19 protein-coding genes and 1 riboswitch are annotated in these 21,781 nt (G+C 73.9%); of the genes, 7 read left to right on the top strand and 12 right to left on the bottom strand.

Translation table 11 applies throughout. The features are described 5' to 3' along the window. Window positions 1-50: 50 nt before the first annotated feature. Entirely contained in the window at window positions 51-3,560 is a 3,510-nt protein-coding gene (locus V7S47_RS02375) for an ABC transporter ATP-binding protein (RefSeq protein ID WP_336560078.1), read from the bottom strand. A 138-nt stretch (window positions 3,561-3,698) separates the two neighbouring features. Between V7S47_RS02375 and V7S47_RS02370 the strand changes: the two genes are divergently transcribed. Continuing rightward, window positions 3,699-5,276 carry a hypothetical protein gene (locus V7S47_RS02370; RefSeq protein ID WP_336560077.1) on the top strand — a complete coding sequence of 526 codons (1,578 nt, stop codon included), beginning with the start codon at window positions 3,699-3,701 and terminating at the stop codon, window positions 5,274-5,276. On the opposite strand, the gene V7S47_RS02365 is transcribed toward V7S47_RS02370, so the two are convergent. The 4 genes from V7S47_RS02365 to V7S47_RS02350 are packed head-to-tail and all read right to left on the bottom strand — an operon-like array spanning window position 5,228 to window position 8,883. Next, window positions 5,228-5,656 carry a hypothetical protein gene (locus V7S47_RS02365; RefSeq protein ID WP_336560076.1) on the bottom strand — a complete coding sequence of 143 codons (429 nt, stop codon included), beginning with the start codon at window positions 5,654-5,656 and terminating at the stop codon, window positions 5,228-5,230. The genes V7S47_RS02370 and V7S47_RS02365 overlap by 49 nt on opposite strands. Before the next feature lie 23 nt (window positions 5,657-5,679). Further along, window positions 5,680-6,168, bottom strand: coding sequence for a DinB family protein (locus tag V7S47_RS02360; protein ID WP_336560075.1), 489 nt, complete (start codon window positions 6,166-6,168; stop codon window positions 5,680-5,682). 1 nt (window position 6,169) lies between these two features. Beyond that, complete coding sequence (locus V7S47_RS02355) at window positions 6,170-6,691, bottom strand: hypothetical protein (RefSeq protein ID WP_336560074.1); 522 nt, start codon at window positions 6,689-6,691, stop codon at window positions 6,170-6,172. Next, window positions 6,688-8,883 carry an NADP-dependent isocitrate dehydrogenase gene (locus V7S47_RS02350; RefSeq protein WP_336560073.1) on the bottom strand — a complete coding sequence of 732 codons (2,196 nt, stop codon included), beginning with the start codon at window positions 8,881-8,883 and terminating at the stop codon, window positions 6,688-6,690. Before V7S47_RS02350 ends, V7S47_RS02355 begins: the two co-directional genes overlap by 4 nt. A 186-nt stretch (window positions 8,884-9,069) precedes the next feature. On the opposite strand from V7S47_RS02350, the gene V7S47_RS02345 reads away from it, so the two are divergent. Beyond that, window positions 9,070-10,122, top strand: a complete 1,053-nt coding sequence (locus V7S47_RS02345; protein ID WP_336560072.1) for an MIP family channel protein — start codon at window positions 9,070-9,072, stop codon at window positions 10,120-10,122. A 1-nt stretch (window position 10,123) separates the two neighbouring features. Here V7S47_RS02345 and V7S47_RS02340 read toward each other — a convergent pair whose 3' ends face one another. Further along, complete coding sequence (locus tag V7S47_RS02340) at window positions 10,124-10,702, bottom strand: hypothetical protein (protein WP_336560071.1); 579 nt, start codon at window positions 10,700-10,702, stop codon at window positions 10,124-10,126. A gap of 105 nt (window positions 10,703-10,807) precedes the next feature. On the opposite strand from V7S47_RS02340, the gene V7S47_RS02335 reads away from it, so the two are divergent. Next, complete coding sequence (locus V7S47_RS02335; RefSeq protein ID WP_090850020.1) at window positions 10,808-11,794, top strand: malate dehydrogenase; 987 nt, start codon at window positions 10,808-10,810, stop codon at window positions 11,792-11,794. 121 nt (window positions 11,795-11,915) lie between these two features. Here the strand turns inward: V7S47_RS02335 and V7S47_RS02330 are convergent, their stop codons facing one another. From V7S47_RS02330 to V7S47_RS02310, 5 genes are all read right to left on the bottom strand, one after another. Beyond that, complete coding sequence (locus tag V7S47_RS02330; RefSeq protein ID WP_336560070.1) at window positions 11,916-12,335, bottom strand: DUF3017 domain-containing protein; 420 nt, start codon at window positions 12,333-12,335, stop codon at window positions 11,916-11,918. 12 nt (window positions 12,336-12,347) lie between these two features. Further along, window positions 12,348-13,202 (bottom strand): bifunctional methylenetetrahydrofolate dehydrogenase/methenyltetrahydrofolate cyclohydrolase, encoded by an 855-nt coding sequence (locus tag V7S47_RS02325; protein WP_336560069.1) that lies wholly within the window; start codon window positions 13,200-13,202, stop codon window positions 12,348-12,350. 130 nt (window positions 13,203-13,332) lie between these two features. Then, window positions 13,333-14,892: a bifunctional phosphoribosylaminoimidazolecarboxamide formyltransferase/IMP cyclohydrolase gene (purH, locus tag V7S47_RS02320; RefSeq protein ID WP_336560068.1), complete on the bottom strand. Its 1,560-nt coding sequence runs from the start codon at window positions 14,890-14,892 to the stop codon at window positions 13,333-13,335. Window positions 14,893-14,923: 31 nt separating this feature from the next. After that, a riboswitch (ZMP/ZTP riboswitch) is annotated at window positions 14,924-15,000 on the bottom strand. A gap of 2 nt (window positions 15,001-15,002) precedes the next feature. Then, window positions 15,003-15,629, bottom strand: coding sequence for a phosphoribosylglycinamide formyltransferase (purN, locus tag V7S47_RS02315; protein WP_090850012.1), 627 nt, complete (start codon window positions 15,627-15,629; stop codon window positions 15,003-15,005). Window position 15,630: 1 nt separating this feature from the next. Further along, window positions 15,631-16,881 (bottom strand): cell division protein PerM, encoded by a 1,251-nt coding sequence (locus tag V7S47_RS02310; RefSeq protein ID WP_336560067.1) that lies wholly within the window; start codon window positions 16,879-16,881, stop codon window positions 15,631-15,633. Between the two features lie 70 nt (window positions 16,882-16,951). Between V7S47_RS02310 and V7S47_RS02305 the strand changes: the two genes are divergently transcribed. Next, window positions 16,952-18,796 carry a hypothetical protein gene (locus tag V7S47_RS02305; protein ID WP_336560066.1) on the top strand — a complete coding sequence of 615 codons (1,845 nt, stop codon included), beginning with the start codon at window positions 16,952-16,954 and terminating at the stop codon, window positions 18,794-18,796. Window positions 18,797-18,833: 37 nt separating this feature from the next. Here V7S47_RS02305 and V7S47_RS02300 read toward each other — a convergent pair whose 3' ends face one another. Next, on the bottom strand, window positions 18,834-19,616 hold the full coding sequence (locus tag V7S47_RS02300; RefSeq protein WP_336560065.1) for an inositol monophosphatase family protein: 783 nt from the start codon (window positions 19,614-19,616) through the stop codon (window positions 18,834-18,836). 123 nt (window positions 19,617-19,739) lie between these two features. Between V7S47_RS02300 and V7S47_RS02295 the strand changes: the two genes are divergently transcribed. The 3 genes from V7S47_RS02295 to V7S47_RS02285 all read left to right on the top strand — a co-directional run bounded on the left by V7S47_RS02295 (window position 19,740) and on the right by V7S47_RS02285 (window position 21,752). Beyond that, window positions 19,740-20,246 carry an RNA polymerase sigma factor gene (locus V7S47_RS02295; RefSeq protein ID WP_336560064.1) on the top strand — a complete coding sequence of 169 codons (507 nt, stop codon included), beginning with the start codon at window positions 19,740-19,742 and terminating at the stop codon, window positions 20,244-20,246. Between the two features lie 46 nt (window positions 20,247-20,292). Further along, on the top strand, window positions 20,293-21,045 hold the full coding sequence (locus tag V7S47_RS02290; protein ID WP_336560063.1) for a hypothetical protein: 753 nt from the start codon (window positions 20,293-20,295) through the stop codon (window positions 21,043-21,045). Between the two features lie 62 nt (window positions 21,046-21,107). Then, on the top strand, window positions 21,108-21,752 hold the full coding sequence (locus tag V7S47_RS02285) for a hypothetical protein (protein WP_336560062.1): 645 nt from the start codon (window positions 21,108-21,110) through the stop codon (window positions 21,750-21,752). Window positions 21,753-21,781: the final 29 nt, after the last annotated feature.

Below are 21,781 nucleotides of genomic sequence, written 5' to 3'. Positions count from 1 at the left end.
GGTCGCTCACCTCGGCCGGAGGTACCGGCCCCGTGGCCCGAGGTGCCGGGCTACCCCGCCAGGTGCCCCCAGGTCGGCGCCAGCTCGGCCCACGGCCCGACGCCGGCGACGGTGCCGTCGACCAGGACCACGACGCGGTCGGCCTGGGCCAGGGCCGCCTGCTTCGACGTCGCGCCGAGGACGGTCGTGCCGCGCTCGCGCAGGGCCCGCCACAGCTCGATCTCGGTGGCGGCGTCGAGGGCGCTCGAGACGTCGTCGGCGAGCAGCAGCTCGGTCTCGGCGGCCAGGGCGCGGGCCAGCGCGAGCCGCTGGACCTGACCGCCGGAGAGCCGGACCCCGCGGTGGCCGACCAGGGCGTCGGGGCCGCCGGCGTCGGCGACGTCGGCGGTGAGCCGGGCGTCGGCGACCGCGCCGTCGAACGGCCGCTCGTGGCCGAGTCGGACGTTGTCGGCGAAGGTGCCGGAGAGCACCCGCGGCACCTGGGCGATGTGGGCGACCTGCCCCGGCCGCAGGAAGGTCTGGGCGTCGGCCACCTCAGTGCCGTTCCAGCGGATCGACCCGGTGTGCTCGACCAGGCCGGCCAGGGCGGCCAGCAGGCTGGACTTGCCGGAACCGACCTGGCCCAGCAGCAGCACCAGCTCGCCGGCCTGCAGGGTCAGGTCGACCCCGACCACGCCGCGGACCCCGTCGTCGTGGACCGCCTCGACTCCCCGCAGCTCCAGCTCGCGCAGGGGCACCCGCTCAGCGGTGGCAGGAGCCGGGGCGGCGCCGGTCACGAGGTCGACCCCGGGCGGGAGGTCCATCAGATCGACCCCGCCGGCGAGCCGGCTGGTCGCCTGCTGCCAGGAGCGGGTGCCGGGCGCCTCGGTGATGACCGCGCCCGCGACCCGGCCGAACCAGTCGAAGCCGTTGACGGCGTTGGCGACCAGCAGCGCGGTCGCCAACCCCCAGCCGCCCGAGAAGAAGACCGCCCAGGCCGCGACCACGCCGGCCTGGACCATGACGACCGGGACGCCGTCGAGGACCGCCTGGACGCGGTGCTCGCGGACGGCGGCGTCCACCCGGCCTCCGTCGACCCGGCGCAGGTGGGCGTGGACGTCGGGGGTGGCAGCAGCCAGCTTGACCGTGCGCGCGGACTCCAGCGCGGAGACCAGCGAGCGACCGAACCGGGCCCGGGCCGCGGAGGAGGCGGTCGCCGAGCGGCCCGCGATCGGCCGGCCGACCGAGGAGGCCAGGGCCGAGGCCACCATCACGGCCAGCAGCACGCCACCGGCCAGCAGGCTGCCGCCCAGGATCGCGGTCACGACCACGATGGCCAGGCCGTTGACGAAGTCGACCCAGCGGTCGGCGTAGCGGGCGAACCGGTCGGCGTCCATCGCGCGGGCGACCACCTCGCCGGGCGGGGTGCGGGTCAGCCGGTGCTGCTCGGTCTGGCCGGCGAGGACGCCCATCCGCACGCGCAGCATCACCTCGATCCACCAGCGCGGGTAGCGGACGAACGCGCTCGCCAGCAGCAGCGGCGCCGCGAGCAGCGACACGACCAGCCCGAAGGTCAGCAGCACCGGCTGGCCGCCCGCCTGCAGGTCCTCGACGATGTGGCCCCAGACCAGGCCGGTGACCGCGCCGTAGGCGCCGACGACGGCCGCCAGCAGGAACAGCACGGCACCGGCGACGCCCCACCGCGGCTCGACCAGCAGGGCGTGGGTGATGCCGCGGGTCAGGCTCGGCCCGTCGGGCACCACCGGGAGATCCGGCGGCGCGCCGGAGCGTCGTACGCCGCCGACGGCGGTGACGGGCTCGTCCTCCGGCTCCTCGGCCTGCTCGGAGCCGCCTGCGTCGAGCAGGTCGCGGAAGTGGCCGGGGCGGGTGGCGAGCAGCGCGCGCGGACCCTGCTGGACGACCCGGCCGAGCTCCAGCACGGCGACCAGGTCGGCCCGAGCCACCGTCGAGAGCCGGTGGGCCACCAGGACGCCGGTGCGGCCCGCGAGCAGCCGCTCGGAGGCTCGTACGACGCGCGCCTCGGTGAGCGGGTCCATCCGCGCGGTCGCCTCGTCGAGGACCACGACCCGGACGTCGCGGACGAGCAGCCGGGCGAAGGCGACCAGCTGCTCCTCTCCCGCCGAGAGGGTGGTGCCGCCGGGACCGAGCCGGGTGTCCAGGCCGTCGGGCAGGCCCGCGACCCAGTCGGCGAGGCCCAGCTCGGCGACCGCCGCCTCGATCCGCGGCCGGGGCAGGTCGGCGAAGAGGGCGACGTTCTCGGCGAGCGTGCCGGCGAGGATCTCGGTGCGCTGGGTGACCACGCCGACCGAGGCGCGCAGCCGCTGCAGGTCGAGCTCGAGGACGTCGACCCCGCCCAGCAGGACGCTGCCCGGCTCCGGGTCGACCGCGCGCGACAGCAGCGAGGCGAGGGTGGACTTGCCGGACCCGGTGCGGCCGACGAGGGCGATCGTCTGACCCGCCGGGACCCGCAGGTCGACGTCGCGCAGCGCGAAGGTGCCCTCGGCGTAGGAGAAGTGCAGCCCGCGCAGCTCCACCTCGAGGCTGCCGTCGGGCAGCGGCCGGCCGCCGATCGGCTCCGGCTCCGCGCCCAGCATCTGGCGCAGCCGGATCAGCGCCCCGACCCCCGCCTGGAGGTCGGGCAGGTGGCGGGCGACCTGGTCGATCTGGCCGACGAACATCGTCGTGACCAGGAACAGCGTCACCAGGCGCGGCACGGACAGGTCGCCGCCCGCGGCCAGCGCGACCCCGACCACGCCCACCCCCGCGAGCAGGCCGTGCAGCAGCAGGCCGGCGCGCCGCGCGAGCCGGGTCTCGACGGCCAGCACCTGGCCGAACAGCTCGTGCACGCGGGCCGACAGCCCCGCGAGCCGTCGTACGACGTGGGCCTGGCCGAGGCTGGTGCGCAGGTCGTCGCGGCCGGTGACGCCCTCCTCCATCGCGGCCGCGTGATCGGTCCAGGCCATCTCCTCGACGACCTTGCGGCGCGCGATCTCGCCGAGCAGCGGCCGGACGATCACGAAGGTGACCACCCCGACCACCGGGAAGAGGAACCAGGCCGGCCACCAGGTCACCCCGGCGACGATCCACATCGGCACCGTGGTGAAGACGGTGCGCAGCGCGTCCCAGACCTGCCGGCGCACGAGCGCGCCGACCTCGTGGGTGTCGTCGTCGACGCGGTCGAGCACCTCGCCGACGGCCTGCTCGGACAGCAGCGCCAGGGGTTGGTGCAGCGCGGCCTCGAGCAGGTCGGCGCGGAGCTGGCCCTCGGCCCGGTCCGACACCCCCGCCCAGGCGGTGCGGCCGATCGTGTCGAGCACGGCGGAGCCGACCACGCAGATCGCGAGCAGCCCGACCAGCCGCCCGGTCGGGTCGTCGGCCAGCCGGCCGGCCACCACGGTGCCGAGGGCCTGGCCGATCGCGGAGATCATCGAGGCGACCAGTGCCGCGATCGCCACGCCGTTGCGGAGCCGGCGCCAGTCGACGCGGCGGCGCGGGTCCTCCGTCGTCGGGAGGAGGGTGGTCGTGGCGGTGGTGGTGTCCCCGAGGGTGGCGCTGCTCATCAAGGGAGGACGGTACGTCGATCAACCGACCATCCTCGACGGGTTTTCCTTCCACCCGCGTCCCCGATTCCCCGGACGACGGTGCGCGGGCCGGGTTAGCGTTCCCGCTCCCCCGTCCCACCCTCCCGGAGATCCCCTGTGCGTCGCGCCCTCCTGCTCCTCACCGGCCTGTCCACGCTGCTCGGCGTCCTCGCCGCCCCCGGTCCCGCGTCCGCGGCCGGGCCCGTCGTCAGCTGGCCGGCCATCACGGCCTTCAACCCCGCGCAGACGTCGTACGACGTCACGGTGACCGACGGCGAGGGCGAGGGCGTGCTCCTCGCCTGGTGGGCCGGCACGCCGACCCCCGTCGCCACGTCCGGGACGACCGAGATCGAGTTCTCGACCCCCGGCACCGGACCCGTCCTGCTGACCCGGTGCCCGAGCGCCGAGACGACCTGGGAGGGCTACTGCACCCCCGTCTCGGAGTCCCCGGTCCTGCAGGTCTACGACCGCTTCCTCGTCGACGGGTTCGACGTACTACCCGACAACGGTCCCGTCGCGGCCGGTCCCGCGAAGGCCCGGATCGCGGTCAACCCCGCGCCCCCGGCTGGCACGACCGCGACCTGGAGCCTCGTCGACGACGCCGTGACCCCTGCCCGCACCCTGTCCTCGGGATCGACCGCCCTGGTGCCGGAGGCCGGGACCGGGTTGCTGCGAACCTCCTTCACGGTGCCGGCCGGCGTCCGGCCGGGCCGCTACCAACTGCTGATCACCGTCGTGGCCGACACCGAGGCCTTCGGGCATCTGGAGGGCACGTCCGTGGTCGGCCTCACCGTGCTGGTCGACACCGTCGCGCCCACCCTCCGCGTCCACAGCAGCAGCGACGTCGTCTATCCCTACCGCGACCGCTACGGCGACCAGGCGGTCATCGACTTCTCGGCCAGCGAGTCCGGCACCCGCACCCTGGAGGTGCTCGACTCCCGGAAGCGCGTGATCCACCGCAGCGGCCCCGCGGAGGTCTGGGACGGTCAGCGCGAGTCCGTCCGCTGGAACGGGTACGTCGCCGGCGGCCGGATGGCTCCCGAGGGCAGCTACACGATGCGACTCAGCCTCGTCGACCCCGCCGGCAACACGACCTCGACCACCCGCCCCGTTCGCGTCTCGCACCTGCAGCGCAAGGTCGTGACCTACCGCCGCACCGTCTCGGCCTCGGCCTCGCTGGTCAACAAGTCCGTGGGTCGCTGCTCGACGCTCGCCCGCAAGTCGCGCGGCGCCCTCCTCTTCGCCTCGCAGGCGCGCTGCCGCGACGAGGCGCAGTCGGTGGTCGCGACCAACCACGGCATCTACGTCCCGCGGGCCCTGACCGCGAACGGCTACCGCTCGCTGCGGATCACGCTGCGAGGAGGCGCGGCCAGCGCCGCCCGCGACGACTACCTGGTGATGGGCTACCTGCGCGGCAAGCGGTTCATGAACCGGCGCGAGTTCCACGGCGGCTCGGTGCACCGCGGGTCCCGGGTCACGTCGCCGTCGCGCTACGTCTTCGACCGCACGAAGGACAAGCCCTACGTGCTCTGGTCGACGGGACTCACCTCCGGCAGCCGCTACCTCGTCCGCTCCTTCACCGTCGAGCTGACCTACGAGACGCTGGTCCGCCCGGGCCGGAAGAAGCGGGTCGTGGCCGGCACGCCTCAGCAGACGTCGGTCAGCCCGCGGGCGGCCTCGTCGTACTCCTCCTGAGCGGACGCGACGGCCTCGTCGTCGACCCGGGTGCCGTCGGCGGCGGCGCTCGCCTGGTCGAGCAGGTCGTCGACGGCGCTCCGCGCCTGCTCCAGCCGCTCGCGGGTCTCGCCGCCGAGCCCGCGCTCGGCGGCGGCGAGGCTGTCCCGGAGGGCGGTCAGCTCACGGCGGGCGGAGGCGCGCTCGGAGGCGGTGCCCGAGGCCAGGTCGCGGGCGATGCCGTCGACCCGGCTGCGCGCGTCGTCGACGATGCCGCCGGCGACCGCGCAGGCCGCGTCCGACGCGGCGTCGGAGGCGGCGTCGCGGACGGCGTCCTCCGCGTCCGAGCAGGCGGACAGCACGAGGACGGCGAGCAGGGCGAGCGGCGCGAGACGGGTCACGCCACCGAGGGTGACAGGCGGTCTCAAGGCCGGGAGGCCAGCACCTGCTCGCGCAGGATGTCGGCGTGCCCGCCGTGCTGGGCCAGCTCGCGCAGCAGGTGCAGGTAGATCCACCGCAGCGGCAGCGGTCCCCGGCGGTTGCCGGTGACGACGTCGTCGGGTCCGAGCCCCGCCGCCGCGCGCCGGGACGCCGCACAGGCCTCGTCGTACGCCGCCCGCACCGACGCGATCGTGTCCTCGGGCGCCAGCACGAACGAGTCGTCCGGATGCTCCGGCAGCCCCAGCTCCGCCCGCGACCGGCCGGTGAAGGCCTCCTCGAACCAGACCCGCTCGACGAACACCGCGTGCTTGACCAGCCCCAGCAGGGTCGTCCGCGACGGCACCAGCGAGCGGCGCGCCTCCTCCTCGCTCAGCCCGTCGAGGCAGGCGACCAGCCCGGCCCGGTGCTCGTCGACGAACACCACGAGCTGATCGCGCAGCGGGGCGTGGAGGACGTCCTGGGAGCTCGGCACGTCAGCCGGCCACCACCTGGACGGCGGACTCGATGGCCAGGACCTGGCCGTCGGCCGGTGCGCACGGCTTGCCCGCGAAGGGCGAGCCCGCCACGTCGACCAGGCTGCCGGTCGCCCGGACCTCCTGGTCGGCGCGGGCGGCGGGCTTGCCGTCGGGGTCGTAGACCGTGAGCGTTCCGCCCGGACTCAGCCGCGCGGAGAACCCGGCGGGCCAGGCCACGGCGACCTCGCCGTCGTCGGTGACCAGCACCGCGCAGTCGTCGTCGTCCGCCGCCAGCACCCCGATCACCGGCTCGGTGCCGGACGGCTGCCCCGGCTGCCACGACGACGCCAGCAGCGGCGCCGTGGTGCCCTGGATGTCGGCGTCGTCGTAGTTCCAGACCACCAGCCCGAACAGCCCGGCGGCGATCAGGACCGGGATCACGACGGCGGCGACGTACCCCCTCGTCGAGAGGGCCCGTCGTCCGTACGTCGGATCCGGCCCCACGGGCTGGCCCGGCTGCTCGGCCTGCTGGTCGGTCATCGGGCGAGCGTCGCCAGTGCCTCGTTGAGCGTCGCCGACGGGCGCATCACGGCGTCCGCCTTGGCGTCGTCGGGCTGGTAGTAGCCCCCGATGTCGGCCGGGCTGCCCTGCACGCCGTTGAGCTCGCCGACGATCTTCTCCTCCTGGGAGGTCAGCGCCTCCGCGAACGGGGTGAAGATCTCGGCCAGCGCGGCGTCGTCGGTCTGCTGCGCCAGCTCCTGGGCCCAGTAGAGGGCCAGGTAGAAGTGCGAGCCGCGGTTGTCGATGCCGCCCACGCGACGCGTCGGCGACTTGTCGTTCTCGAGGAACGTGCCGGTGGCCTTGTCGAGGGTGTCGGCCAGCACCTGCGCGCGCGGGTTGCTGTCGTAGCCCGCGAGGTGCTCGAACGACGCCGCGAGCGCGAAGAACTCGCCCAGGCTGTCCCAGCGCAGGTAGTTCTCCTTGACGAGCTGCTGCACGTGCTTGGGCGCGGAGCCTCCGGCGCCGGTCTCGAACAGGCCGCCGCCGTTCATCAGCGGGACGACGGAGAGCATCTTCGCCGAGGTGCCGAGCTCGAGGATCGGGAACAGGTCGGTGTTGTAGTCGCGCAGCACGTTGCCGGTCACCGAGATGGTGTCCTCGCCCTTGCGGATCCGCTCCAGCGAGTACGCCGTCGCCTCGGCCGGAGCCAGGATCTCGATGGTCAGGCCGTCGGTGTCGTGCTCGGGCAGGTACTTCTTCACGAGCTCGATCAGGTTGGCGTCGTGGGCGCGGGTCTCGTCGAGCCAGAAGACGGCCGGCGAGCCGGTGGCGCGGGCGCGGGTGACGGCCAGCTTGACCCAGTCGCGGATCGGGGCGTCCTTGGTCTGGCAGGCGCGCCAGATGTCGCCCGGCTGCACGTCGTGGCTGATCAGCACCTCGCCGGCCGCGTTGACGACCTGGACCGTGCCGGCGGCCGGGATCTCGAAGGTCTTGTCGTGCGAGCCGTACTCCTCGGCCGCCTTGGCCATCAGGCCGACGTTGGGCACCGAGCCCATGGTGGCCGGGTCGAAGGCGCCGTGGGCGCGGCAGTCGTCGATGACGGTCTGGTAGACCCCGGCGTACGACGAGTCCGGGATCACCGCGAGAGTGTCGGCCTCCTCGCCGTCCGGGCCCCACATGTGGCCGGAGGTGCGGATCATCGCCGGCATCGAGGCGTCGATGATGACGTCGCTCGGCACGTGCAGGTTGGTGATGCCCTTGTCGGAGTCGACCATGGCCAGCGCCGGGCCGTCGGCCAGCCCCTGCTGGACGGCCGCCTTGATGGCCTCGCCCTCGGGAAGGCCCTCGACCGCGCTGAGCAGGCCGCCCAGGCCGTCGTTCGGGGAGATGCCGGCGGCCTTCAGCTGCTCGCCGTACTGCTCGAAGAGGGTCGGGAAGAACGCCTGCACGACGTGGCCGAAGATGATCGGGTCGGAGACCTTCATCATCGTCGCCTTCAGGTGGGCGGAGAACAGCACGCCCTCGGCCTTGGCCCGCGCGACCTGCTCGGCCAGGAAGCGGCGCAGCGCGGCGACGTCCATGTAGGTGCCGTCGACGACCTCGCCCGCGAGGACCTTGATGCCGGTCTTGAGCTCGGTCTCGGTGCCGTCGGCGGCGACCAGCTTGATGGTCAGGGTGTCGTCGGCGGGGATGACCACGGACAACTCGTTGGACCGGAAGTCGTGCTCGCCCATGGTGGCGACGTTGGTCTTCGAGTCGGCGCTCCAGGCACCCATGCGGTGCGGGTGGGCCTTCGCGTAGTTCTTCACCGAGAGCGGCGCGCGGCGGTCGGAGTTGCCCTCGCGCAGCACGGGGTTGACCGCGGAGCCCTTGACCTTGTCGTACTTGGCCGCGGTGGCCTTGTCCTCGTCGCTCTGCGGGTTCTCGGGGTAGTCGGGCAGGTCGTAGCCCTTCTCCTGCAGCTCCTTGATCGCGGCCTTCAGCTGCGGGACGGAGGCGGAGACGTTGGGCAGCTTGATGATGTTGGCCTCGGGCTTGGTGGCCAGTTCGCCCAGCTCGCCCAGCGCGTCGTCGGCCAGCCCGAACTGGGCCAGGATCCGCGCCGCGACCGAGATGTCGCGCGTCTCCACCTCGACGCCGGCCTGCGCGGCGTACGCCTGGATGATCGGCAGGAAGGAGTACGTCGCCAGCAGCGGCGCCTCGTCGGTGTGGGTGTAGATGATCGTGGCCATGGCGCAGCGACTCCTGAGCTGGTGGAGGAAGTTTCTCGACGTCAAGATACCTGACGGCTCCGACCCCTTCACCCTCGCACCCGAGGAGGTCGTCGGCAACGTGAGTAGGCCGGCCGCAATGTGGGGAGGGATGACTACAGTTCTCACGCCCGGACCCGCCGGGATACGCCTCCAGGAGCCACCCCCATGACTGAAGCCGTCGTCGAGGCGCCACCCGCGCCCACCACCCTCCAGAAGATCGTCGCCGAGGTCCTCGGCACGTTCGTGCTCGTGTTCTTCGGCTGCGGCTCCGTGGTCTACGCCGGGATGCGCGAGACCTTCGACATCCTCGCCATCGCCCTGACCTTCGGCCTGGCCGTGCTGGTGATGGCCTACGCCGTCGGCCGGATCTCCGGTGGCCACTTCAACCCGGCCGTCAGCGTGGCCGCCGCCATCGGCGGCCGGATCGCCTGGCGGGAGGTCCCGATCTACGTCGGGGCCCAGCTCGCGGGCGCGATCGCCGCCGGCGGCGCGCTGCTCGGCCTGCTCCAGGGTTTCGAGGTCTACGACGTCGACCGCTTCGGCCTCGGCCAGAACTCCTTCGGTGACGACGGGTCCGGCTACTCGCTGTGGGCCGCGCTGATCCTGGAGCTCCTGCTGACCGCGATCTTCGTCTTCGTGATCCTGGCCGTCACCGACGCCCGCAACGAGCACCCCGCCCTCGCGCCGCTGGTCATCGGCTTCACGCTGACCGCGATCCACCTGGTCGCCATCCCCGCCACCGGCACCTCGGTCAACCCGGCCCGCTCCATCGGCCCGGCCCTCTTCGCCGGCACCGACGCCATCCAGCAGGTCTGGCTCTTCATCGTCGCGCCGCTGCTCGGCGCGGTCATCGCCGGTCTGGCCTACCCGGCCGTCTTCGGCCACGCCGGTGAGCCCGTCCCCGGCTCGGGCTTCCGCTTCCCCGAGCGCACCGCCGCGGCGGCCGTGCCCGGTTACGGCGCCTCGGACCAGTACCAGCAGCAGTGGAACCAGCAGGTCTGGAGCGGCGAGCCGATCATCCAGGACGGCTGGCAGTGGGACCCCTACGCCCAGCAGTGGATCCCGGCCCCGCAGCCCGGTGCCGCGCCCCCGGCGCCCCCGGCCGCCCCGGCCGCGCCCGCGGCTCCGGCTGCGCCCACCGGTCCGGTGACCCCGGGTCAGCCGGCCCCGCCGGACACCGACGAGGGCCACACCCAGATCCGCCCCCCGCAGGTCTGAGCTACCGCTCGAAGACTCCGGCACCGGTCTCGATCCGTACGAGGCCGGTGCCGTTCTCGTAGGTCGCCACGGTGTGCTCGCCGGGTCGGGCCGGGTCGATGGTCGTGATCTCGAGGGTGTCGCCCTCCAGCTCGGTCACCTCGGCCCGCTCCTCGACGACGCCCTCGTCGTACGCCGTGCGGTAGCCGTCGCCGTACCGCGGGGTGGCCGCCATGAACAGCCCGGCCTCCCCTTCCTCCAGGAAGCGCCACACGTTGCCGTCGTCGTCCTGCGCCAGCAGGTACGACGTGTCGCCGAGCGTCATCGTGGTGACCGCGACGCCCCCGACGGTGGTCGTCTCGTCGCCGACCGCCAGCACCAGGTCGCCGGTCGGACCGGTCAGCGTGGTGCTCTCCCCCGGGCCGAGCGCCAGCCACGGGTTGTCGATCCGGTCGACGAAGTCGTCGGGGTCCGGCGACGGGGTGGGGATGGTCAGCTCGTCGACCCCGGCCGGCGGGCTGGCCTCGGGGTCGGAGGCGCAGCCGGTCAGGAGGACCGCCGCCGCCACGGTCACCGCGGCCCGGCGTACTCGTCGCTGCATGGGGGAAGCATCTCTCACGCCCCGAGCCACCCGGCCGCGGGCCTCCCCCCGCTGCTAGCGTCCGAGACGGATACGTCATCGGACCAGAACCGACTAGGAGTCCCCGTGAGCACTGCCCCCCTGAAGGTCGCCGTCACCGGCGCCGCCGGCCAGATCGGCTACAGCCTCCTCTTCCGCCTCGCGAGCGGCGCCCTGGCGGGCGACCGGCCGATCGAGCTGCGCCTGCTGGAGATCACGCCGGCGCTGAAGGCGCTCGAGGGGGTCGTGATGGAGCTCGACGACTGCGCGTTCCCGAACCTCGCCGGCGTCGAGATCGGCGACGACGCCGAGAAGATCTTCGACGGCGTCAACCTCGCCCTCCTCGTCGGGGCCCGCCCCCGCGGCCCCGGCATGGAGCGCAGCGACCTGCTCTCGGCCAACGGCGCGATCTTCACCGCCCAGGGCAAGGCTCTCAACAAGGTGGCGGCGTCCGACGTACGCATCGGCGTCACCGGCAACCCCGCCAACACCAACGCCCTGATCGCGATGTCGAACGCCCCCGACATCCCGCAGGAGCGGTTCTCGGCGCTCACCCGCCTCGACCACAACCGGGCGATCTCCCAGCTCGCGGCCAAGACCGGCGCACCCGTCACCGACATCACGAAGATGACGATCTGGGGCAACCACTCGGCCACCCAGTACCCCGACCTCTTCCACGCCGAGGTCGCCGGCCGCAACGCCGCCGAGGTCGTGGGCGACCAGGAGTGGCTCGAGAGCACCTTCATCCCCACCGTCGCCAAGCGCGGCGCGGCCATCATCGACGCCCGCGGCTCCTCCTCGGCCGCCTCCGCCGCGTCCGCCACCATCGATGCCGCGCGCGACTGGCTCTTCGGCTCCGCCGAGGGCGACTGGGTCTCGATGGCCGTCCGCTCGCAGGGCGAGTACGGCGTGCCCGAGGGCCTGATCTCCTCGTTCCCGGTCACCACCTCCGGCGGCGACTGGTCGATCGTCGAGGGTCTCGAGATCGACGAGTTCTCCCGCGGCCGGATCGCCGCGTCGACCGACGAGCTCGCCGAGGAGCGCGCCGCGGTCACCGAGCTCGGCCTGATCTAGCCGCCCGCGACCGCCCGGTGAGAGTTTCATCGGCTGGCCGACGGACCTCACGCCTGGACGACGAAGCTTTGTCGTCCAGGCGTGAGTTTCATCGGCTAGCCGATAAAACTCTCCCGCCCCCTCAGAACCCCGGCTGGTCCGGGATCGTCTGGGCCAGGAAGATCAGCGCGACGCCCACGCCACCGAGCAGGACGCAGTCGAAGAGCCGGTGGCGGACGGCGAGCATGCCGGCGTCGCGGCGGGGCAGCACCAGGCGCACCGCCGCGGCCACGATCAGCGCCCCCGCCATCCACTGCACCCCGAGCCGCCAGTTGCCGGACCAGACGATGCCCAGGCCGACGCCGGTCGCGAGCAGCACGAGCAGGTAGAACGCCCCGCCGATCGTCGAGGGGTAGCGGCGGGTGTCGTCGGGCTCCCCCGACTCTTCGGGTCCGACCCCGTCCCCCGCCTCGGCCGCGGCGAGCTCCGCGGCGACCTCGTCCGGCGTCGGGACAGGGGTCTCCTCCGGCTGCTCGGACGGCGGTACGCCGGGGTCGCTCACGCGGGCTCGATCTCAGGCGGACGCCGCGGCCGACTGCTCGGCCATCGACACGATGTTGGACAGCAGCATGGCGCGGGTCATCGGACCCACCCCGCCCGGGTTCGGGGACACCCAGCCCGCGACGTCCCAGACGCCGGGGTCGACGTCGCCGGCGATCTTGCCGTCGACGCGCGAGACGCCCACGTCGAGGACGGCCGCACCGGGCTTGACCATGTCGGCGGTGATGATCCCGGGTACGCCGGCCGCGGCCACCACCACGTCCGCCTGGCGGGTGTGGGCAGCGAGGTCGCGGGTGCCGGTGTGGCACAGCGTGACGGTGGAATTCTCGCTGCGGCGGGTGAGCAGCAGGCCCATCGGCCGGCCGACGGTCAGGCCGCGACCGACCACGACCACCTCGGCCCCGTTGAGCTCGACGCCGTGGCGGCGCAGCAGCTCGATGCAGCCGATCGGGGTGCAGGGCAGCGAGCCGGTCTCGCCCAGCACCAGGCGGCCGAGGCTGACCGGGTGCAGACCGTCCACGTCCTTGTCGGGGTCGACGCGCGACAGCAGCGCGAACTCGTCCAGCCCGGTCGGCTGCTGGATGAGGAAGCCCGTGCACGACGGATCGGCGTTGAGCCGGTCGATCTCGGCCTCGACCTCGGCCTGGGTGGCGGTCGCGGGAAGGTCGACCCGGATCGACTCGATCCCGATCTCGGCGCAGTCCTTGTGCTTGGCGCCGACGTACCAGTGCGAGCCCGGGTCGTCGCCGACCAGCACGGTCCCGAGGCCAGGGACGATCCCCTGCTCCTTGAGCCGGGCCACGCGCTCGGCGAGCTCGAGCTTGATGGTCTTCAGCGTGGCGCTGCCGTCGAGCTTCTGTGCGGTCATCGCGTTCAATCCTGTCAGGGTTGCTGCTGCTTCTTCACTCACTGGTGTCTCGACACGCGCGTTCCGACTTCGCAAGCTCAGTCGGAGCGCTCGCTCGACCTTTCCACCTACGGGGCCGCTGGCGCGTCCCCTAGTGGAAGAAGTGGCGGGTGCCGGTGAAGTACATGGTCACGCCCGCCGCCTTGGCGGCCTCGATCGTCAGCTCGTCGCGGACCGAGCCGCCGGGCTGCACGATCGCGGCGACGCCGGCGTCGATGAGGATCTGCGGGCCGTCCTCGAAGGGGAAGAAGGCGTCGGAGGCGGCGACCGAGCCGACCGCGCGCTCCCCCGCCCGCTGGACGGCGAGCTTGCAGGAGTCGACCCGGTTGACCTGGCCCATGCCGACGCCGACCGAGGCGCCGTCCTTGGCGAGCAGGATCGCGTTGGACTTCACCGCGCGGCAGGCCTTCCAGGCGAAGGCCAGGTCGGCGAGGACCTCCGGCGAGGCCGCCTCGCCGGTGGCCAGCGTCCAGGTCGCCGGGTCGTCGCCCTCGGCGTCGACGTGGTCGACGTGCTGCATGAGCAGGCCGCCGCTGATCGGGCGGGTCTCGACCGCCGCGCCCCCGTCCGCGGGCGCCACGAGGATGCGAATGTTCTTCTTGCCCTGGAGCACCTCGACCGCGCCCTCGTCGTACGACGGCGCGACGATCACCTCGGTGAAGACCTCGGCGACCTGCTGGGCCAGCTCGACCGAGACCGGCCGGTTGACCGCGATCACGCCGCCGAACGCGGAGACCGGGTCGCAGGCGTGCGCGCGCCGGTGGGCCTCGGCGACGTCGGCGCCGACCGCGATGCCGCACGGGTTGGCGTGCTTGATGATCGCCACCGCCGGCTCGGCGAAGTCGTTGGCGGCACGGCGCGCCGCGTCGGTGTCGACGTAGTTGTTGTAGGACATCTCCTTGCCGTGCAGCTGCTCGGCGGCGGCCAGGCCGGCGCCCGGGGCGGAGACGTAGAGCGCGGCGGGCTGGTGCGGGTTCTCGCCGTAGCGCAGCACCGCCTTCTTCTCCCAGGTCGCGCCGGCCCAGGCCGGGAAGCCGGTGCCCTCTGAGGAGTCGGTCAGCACGTTGCCCATCCACGACGCCACGGCGACGTCGTACGACGCGGTGTGCACGAACGCCTCCGCGGCCAGGGTCTGCCGCTGGGCCAGGGTGAAGCCGCCGTCGGCGACCGCGGCCAGCACGTCGGCGTAGCGCTCCGGGGAGGTCACGATGGCGACCGAGGGGTGGTTCTTGGCGGCCGCCCGGACCATCGAGGGGCCACCGATGTCGATCTGCTCGACGCACTCGTCCGGGCCCGCGCCCGAGGCGACGGTCTGGGTGAACGGGTAGAGGTTGGACACGACCAGGTCGAACGGTTCGACGCCGAGGTCGGCCAGCTGGGCGACGTGGGAGTCGAGGCGACGGTCGGCCAGGATGCCGGCGTGCACGCGCGGGTGCAGGGTCTTCACGCGGCCGTCGAGGCACTCGGGGAAGCCGGTCAGGTCCTCGACCTTGGTGACCGGCAGGCCGAGGCCCTCGATGAGGGCGGCCGAGCCGCCGGTCGAGACCAGCGCGACGCCGGCCTCGTGCAGTCCGCGGACGAGGTCCTCGAGACCGGACTTGTCGTAGACGGAGACCAGCGCGCGCTTGATCGGGACACGGGCTTCAGACACGGAACGCTCCTGAGGGGTGGGGCTGGGGCGGTCGGGGCACCCAGGCGGTCGATGCTCCCGCGTTCACTCCCTGGTGGTCACCCACCTGCGCCAGTCGTGTGGACGAGAGTCTACCGGCCGTAGCGGACCCGGCGTCCCTCGACCGTGAACCCCTCGCGGGCCATCCGACCGAGGGTCTCCACGAGCATCGTGCGCTCGGCGACCTTGATCCGCTCGTGCAGGGTCTCGACCGTGTCGTAGTCCTCCACCGGTACGGCGGTCTGCGCGATGATCGGCCCGGTGTCGACGCCCGGGTCGACGACGAACAGGGTCGCGCCGGTGATCTTCACGCCGTACGACAGCGCGTCCTCGGCGCCGTGCATGCCCGGGAAGGCCGGGAGCAGCGCCGGGTGGCTGTTGACGTACTTGCCTCCGTAGAGGGCGAGGAAGGTCGGGCCCGCGAGCTTCATGAAGCCCGCGGAGACGATGAGGTCGGGGTCCCACGCCGCGACGGCGCCGGCCATCGCCGCGTCCCACTCCTCGCGGGTCCCGAAGTCGGCGACCTTCAGCACGAACGTCGGGATCCCCGCGCGCTCGGCCCGGGCCAGCGCCTCGATCCCGTCGCGGTCGGCGCCGACGGCGACGACGCGGGCGCCGTACGCGGGGTCCCGGCAGGCCTCGATCAGGGCCTGGAGGTTGGTGCCGGACCCCGACACGAGGACGACGATGGCGGCGGGTTCGTCTGGCACGGGCGGCACTCTAGGGCATGGCGTCGCGGCGGGCGCGGCGTCGCTGCAGCGCGGTCGCGAGCACCCCGCCGAGCAGGCCGCCGAGGCCGAACGCGGTCACGGCGTACACGGTGGTGTCGAGCACGAGCGGCCCGACCTCGGCCATCCGCCCCGGCCCGACGGCGCCACCGGCGAGCGCCGCGAGGACGCCGAAGAGCAGGCCGGCGAGGACGCCGCCGGCCAGCCCGCGGATGATGCCCTCGTCCCAGCGGGTCGTCGGGGCCAGCCGCTGCGAGCGCATGGTCGCGACCAGGGCGACCAGCGGCGGCAGGAGCATGAGGTACGCCGTCCAGACCGGCGGTGTCCCGGCGTCGGGCAGCGCGGCCAGCAGCGGGAACATCGGCAGCGGGCCGAGCGCGACGGCCGACGGCGAGACCAGCGTGCCGACGCCGACGGCGAAGCCCGGCCCGAGCAGGTAGGAGCCGGAGAAGATCACGGCGTTGGGCACCACGGTGGCGCTGAGCAGGGTGAAGAGGGTCGCGTCGCCCGCGTCGGTGTGGAGCTGCGACATCACGTTCACGGCGGTGTCGAGGTCGACGATCAGCGCAGCGAGCAGCACGAGGCCGGCCACCAGTGCCCAGCCGAGCAGGATCCGGCGGCAGGTGGCGGCGGCCTCGCGCAGCGCGACCGGGAGGAACGAGGCCCAGATCGCCGCGCGCCCCGAGCCGACGGCGACCGCAGACCCGCCCACGAGGCCGCACAGCAGGACCGTCCACAGCAGCGGCCGGACCAGCGAGGGGTCGGTCGCGGGGGTGGCGGCGACCGCGTGGGTGACGACCACCACGACGGCGTACCCGAGCGCGAACAGGCCGGTCGCCGTCGGCACCGTCCAGTCGCGCTCGCCGTCGGCGATGGCGTCGGCGTCGGGCCCGTGGCCGGACACGGCGTCGCCGACCCGGGTCGCGACCCGCCAGATCGTCCAGGCCACGACCAGCGTCAGCGCCAGGGGTACGGCGGTCACCGGCGTGCCCTGCACGTGCACGCCCGAGCCGTGGCCCATCAGCCAGCCCAGGGCGCCGACCCGCAGCGCGTCGCGCGGCTCCCCGTGGGCACCGGCATCGGTGAGGAACCAGCCCGCCACCCCGGCCCCCAGGCAGACGACCAGGGTCGCGGCCGCGGCGGTCGCGCCACCGAGCGTCGCCAGCAGGACGAGCGGGCGACGGTGCCGCAGGTCGTCCCGGGCACGGGTCGCGTCGGGCCGGTGAGGGAGCACGGAGGTCATGGTCGATCCATCATGACCGGAGCGTCCGGGGCGACGGCGTTGCCACGCCGTCGCGTACCGTGGTCGGGCCATGAGGGACCCCGACGAGTTCGACGCGTGCTACCAGGACGCCCGGACCAGGCTGCTGCTGCAGACCTACGCGCTCACGGGCGACCTCTCGGCCGCCCGGGCCGCCGTCCGCGACGCGTTCGTCGTCGCGTGGCACCACTGGCGCAAGGCCACCCGCCACGGTGACCCGGAGGCCTGGATCCGCCCGATCGCCTGGGCCCACGCGCAGCGCCGGCACACCGCACGCCTCTGGCACCGCGAGAAGGGCCTGTCCCCCGAGGTCCGGGCCACCCTCGACGCACTGGGCAAGCTGAGCGTCGACCAGCGCAAGATCCTGCTGCTCACCGTGCTCGCCAGCGGGACCCTCGCCGACTTCGCCCGCGAGGTCGGGCTGACCCGCGAGGACGCCGAGCGCGAGCTGCAGACCGCCACCTCCCAGCTGGCCATCCACCTCGACCTCGGCACCCCGGTGGCCCGCACGCTCTTCGCCCCGCTCGCCGAGGCCGTCGGGGAGGTCCGGCTGCCCCGGGCCTCGATCCTGCGGCGGGCCGGGGCAACGCGCCGTCGTACCCACACGACGGTGGGGGTCGTCGCCGCCGTCGCCGCCCTGGTCCTGACCGGCACGGCCGTCACCGACGGCGGCGGCGTCCGGCCGACCCTCGACCGTGGCCTGGTCTCGTCGTCCGACGAGCCGGACCCGCAGCCCGAGCCCCCGCCGCCCCCGGCGCTCTCCGAGGACGCCCTGCTCACCGCCGCCCAGGTCGACGCGAGCGTCCCCGGCCGACCCTGGGCGGTCGGGACGACCCACGACAACAGCGCGGGCGACGGGCTGGTGCTCCCCTGCCAGCGCGAGCGGTACGCCGACGCCCGCAGCTCGGTCGCCCTGGTCCGCGACTTCGCGGCCGCCCCGCAGCGCCGCGAGCCCGCGCGCACCACCGTCCAGCTGGCCGAGGCCTCCGCCTCCGAGCGGGCCGCCCACCGGGCGTTCCGCACCACCCTGCGCTGGTTCGCCGGCTGCACCGACCCGCGCACCCAGCTGCTGACCACGCAGCGGGTGACCGGGGTCGGCGACGAGGCGGTGCTGCTGACGCTGCGTCGCTGGGGGGCCGGCGAGGCCACCTACGTGGCCGCGGTCGCCCGCACCGGGCAGCTGACGACCACGACCTTCACGACGGTCGCCTCCGACGACGAGGCCCGCGCCCGCCCGGCCGCCAAGCTGCTCAGCGCCGCCGTGGGCGACCTGTGCACGCTCCCCGACGCCGGCGGATGCGGCGTCGCGCCGCGGCTGGAGCCGATGGACCCGCTGCCGGTCGGGGTGGTGCCCGCGATGCTCGACGTCGTCGACCTGCCGCCGCTGAGCGACGTCCGGCGGCGCACCTGGGCCGGCACCGAGCCCCGCCTGGCCCGCACCAACCTGGCCGCGACCCGGTGCGACGGCGCGGAGTTCCGCGGCCGGGGCTGGTCCAGCAACCTCACCCGCACGTTCCTGGTCCCGGAGGCGCGGCTGCCCGCGGAGTTCGGGCTCACCCAGACCGTCGGCGCGCTGGGCCCCCAGCGGGCGCGGGCCTTCGTCGAGGACGTCCGCGAGGCGATGCGGACCTGCCCGGAGGAGGATCTCGGCACCGACGTCAGCCGGATCACCGACCGCCGCGAGGACGGCGAGGACCTCACCGTCTGGCGGATCACGACCGAGGTCTCCGACGACCAGTCGGTGGAATTCCGGATGGCCATCCTGCGCACCAGCACCTCGGTCGCCCAGATCAGCTTCGTGCCCACCGCGGACGTGCGGATGAGCGACGACGACTTCGTCGCCCTGGCCGAGCGGGCCCTGACCCGGCTGACCCGGCTGCCCCGCCCGGGCAGCTGACGGCGGCCCCTGCGTCAGACGCTGCCCAGGCGCTGCGTCAGAGGCCGGGCAGCGCGCCCAGCAGGCCCTGGACCAGGTCGTAGGTCGGCCGGTCCGCGGCCGCGACCAGGCCCGAAGGCAGGGGCGCGCGGGCGTCGTACGGCTCGCCGGCGAAGGTGCCGACGAAGCCGCCGGCCTCGGTGAGCAGCAGCGAGCCGGGCGCGTGGTCCCAAGGCTTGGTCCCGCGGTAGAGCACGTAGTCGGCGTCGCCCTCGACCAGCTTCGGGTAGTCCACGCCGCAGCAGACCCAGGTGGTCTCCAGCTTGCGCAGGGTGCCGAGCGCGCGGCCGAGCCAGCTGCGCCGCGAGGTGATGCCGCGCAGGTCCTCGCCCAGCGGCGGACGCTCGAGCCGCACGCCGTCGCGCCAGGCGCCGGCGCCCCGCTCGGCGACGTAGGCGACGCGGTGCTGCGGCTGCCAGATCCAGCTCCGTACGACGACCCCGCCCCGCAGCTCGGCGGCCATCACGGCGTGGTCGGGCGAGCCGTGGACGAAGTTGCGCGTGCCGTCGACGGGGTCGACCGTGAACGCGTGCTCGGCCGCCTGGAAGCGCTCCAGCAGCCCCGGGTCGGCCGCGGCGGCCTCCTCCCCCAGCACGAGCGCGTCCGGGTAGGCGTCGGTCAGCGCCGCGGTGATCAGCACCTCCGCCTCGCGGTCGGCGATGGTGACGAGGTCGCCCGGGCCCTTCTCGTCGACCTGGTCGTCGGCCAGCGCCCGGAACCGCGGCTCGATCACCTCGGCCGCCACGTCCTGGAGCAGGGTCAGCACCTCGTCGGTCCGCACCCGGCCAACCTACCGACGCGTGGTGACGTCTAGACGGGCACGTCGTATGCAACCGTGCTGCCAGGTGGGGCGTATCCACTCCGACAAGCACCACGGAGAACCCCAGCAGACGGGAACGAGGAGATGGACGAACGCGAGTTCGACGCCTTCTACACCGCGTCGTTCACCCGCATCGTCGGCCAGCTCTACGCCATGATCGGGAACCGCGACGAGGCGCAGGAGTGCGTGCAGGAGGCGTTCGTGCGCGCCTGGGCACACCGCCGCAAGCTCGACCGGGCGGACTACCCGGAGGCCTGGGTGCGGACGACGGCGTACCGCCTGGCGGTGAGCCGCTGGCGCCGTACCGTCCGGGCCAGGCGGCCCGAGGACCGCGCCCTCGGCGCCGTCACCCAGGCGCCGGCGCCGAGCGAGAGCCACGTCGCCCTGGTGACGGCCCTCAAGCAGCTGCCCGAGGCGCAGCGCCAAGCATTGGTGCTGCACCACATCGCCGACATGTCCGTCCACGACGTCGCCCGCGAGGTCGGCGTCCCCGAAGGCACCATCAAGGCCCGGCTCAGCCGCGGCCGGGCCGCGCTCGCCGCGCTGCTCTCCGACGACGGAGGCCTCCAGGAGGGAGCCAGTCATGCCTGACCTCAACGACGAGCTCTTCTCGAGCTTCAGGACCGAAGGACCCACCGTGAACCCCCTGCCCGCCGCCGAGGTACGCCGCCGCGGCGACCGGATGCGCCGGCGCAACAACGCCCTGGCCGCGGTCGGGGGTGTCGCCGCCGCGCTCGTCGTGATCGCGGCCCCGGTCGCGGTCATCACCCAGCAGGGCACCGACGATCCCAGCCCGCCGGTCGCCACGCAGACGACCGAGGCACCCCGGGTCTCGTGGCTGCAGGAGATCCCGGCCGACCTCGACGTCGCTGCGGGCCTCGCGGCGGGTGCGGAGACCTCGGACGAGCCGGGAGTCTCACAGCTGACGTTGTGCGACCAGACCGCCTTCGACGCCGAGCGGCAGACGGTCGACGTCGCCGGCGCGGTCAGCCGCGGGCGGCCGAACACCGACGAGTCCGTGCTCAGCCGCACCCTGGCGCTCTACCCGGACGATGCTGCGGCGGCGACCGCCGTGGCCGACCTGCGCGACGCGGCCCGCTCCTGCCCCTCGGCGGCGGGCGCCGCGGACGGCGACACCACCCGGACCCGCGTCGACAACGCCCAGCTCGCCGCCGACGAGTCCCTGGTGGTCACCGAGGGCTACTACGGCGACGGGGACGACTACCCGAGTCTGGGCGTGGACTACGTCGTCGTCGCCCGGACCGGCAACGCCGTGCTGGTCACCGTGACCCCCGGCATCACGGTGGACGACCAGAAGATCCAGGACGTGCAGGACGACGTCACCGATGTCGTCAGCGCGATGAAGGCCTTCTCCCCCGAGCCCGACTGACCCACCCGTCGACCAGCGGACCCGTCCGACAACCTCGGGCGGGTCCGCTGCGTCCCAGGCCCGTGCGCGCTCCCACCGTCCTCCTCGCTCTCGGGCTGCTGCTGGCCGGCTGCGGCAGCGGCCACCCGACCACGACGACCACCACGTCCTCCCCGGCTCCCGCACCCGTCACGCCCGTCCCGGAGGGCATCCCCCTGACGGCCGACTATCCGGCCGACGACGAGGCCGAGTCGCCGGACCTGGGCCGGCAGGAGCCGCACCGCGGGGACGGCTTCGCCTTGGACGTCTGCGGCGTGACGTTCCCCGCACCCACGACCGAGGACCTCCTGTCCGCGGGCTGGCGCAACGTCGAGGACGTCCGCGACCGCCACCTCGTCACCTTCGCCGACGCAGCGGCCGCGACGTCGTACGTCGACGCCGTGCTCGACGCGTACCGCGCCTGCCCGACCCACGAGGAGAACGGGTGGGTCACCCACACCGAGGTCCACCCGACCGACCTCGGCGACCAGGGTGGAGCAGCGGCCACGCGCGAGGACGCAGGCACCGGGCTGAGGATCACCTACGTCGTCCGAGTCGGCGCCGCCGTGCTCGTCAGCGAGACCCTCGGCGAGGGCGGGGCCGGGCCGGACGGCACCATCGAGCGGAATGTCCGAGCCGACGGCCGGGCGATCGCGGGCATCGTCGAGGAGATGGTCCGGCTGGGCTGACCGACCCCCGGACGCACGAACGGCCCCCG

It is taken from the genome of Nocardioides sp. CCNWLW216, from assembly GCF_037120545.1.
GTDB classification, from domain to species: domain Bacteria; phylum Actinomycetota; class Actinomycetes; order Propionibacteriales; family Nocardioidaceae; genus Nocardioides; species Nocardioides lianchengensis.
Note: the sequence above shows the minus strand (reverse complement) of the source record. Positions and strands in the feature narration are given on the sequence as shown.

Coding starts and splice junctions, on each gene's coding strand:
- V7S47_RS02310 (WP_336560067.1), bottom strand. CDS start 16,881: ATGACCTCCGTGCTCCCTCACCGGCCCGACGCGACCCGTGCCCGGGAC.
- V7S47_RS02375 (WP_336560078.1), bottom strand. CDS start 3,560: ATGAGCAGCGCCACCCTCGGGGACACCACCACCGCCACGACCACCCTC.
- V7S47_RS02355 (WP_336560074.1), bottom strand. CDS start 6,691: ATGACCGACCAGCAGGCCGAGCAGCCGGGCCAGCCCGTGGGGCCGGAT.
- V7S47_RS02325 (WP_336560069.1), bottom strand. CDS start 13,202: ATGACCGCACAGAAGCTCGACGGCAGCGCCACGCTGAAGACCATCAAG.
- V7S47_RS02350 (WP_336560073.1), bottom strand. CDS start 8,883: ATGGCCACGATCATCTACACCCACACCGACGAGGCGCCGCTGCTGGCG.
- V7S47_RS02295 (WP_336560064.1), top strand. CDS start 19,740: ATGGACGAACGCGAGTTCGACGCCTTCTACACCGCGTCGTTCACCCGC.
- V7S47_RS02305 (WP_336560066.1), top strand. CDS start 16,952: ATGAGGGACCCCGACGAGTTCGACGCGTGCTACCAGGACGCCCGGACC.
- V7S47_RS02340 (WP_336560071.1), bottom strand. CDS start 10,702: ATGCAGCGACGAGTACGCCGGGCCGCGGTGACCGTGGCGGCGGCGGTC.
- V7S47_RS02345 (WP_336560072.1), top strand. CDS start 9,070: ATGACTGAAGCCGTCGTCGAGGCGCCACCCGCGCCCACCACCCTCCAG.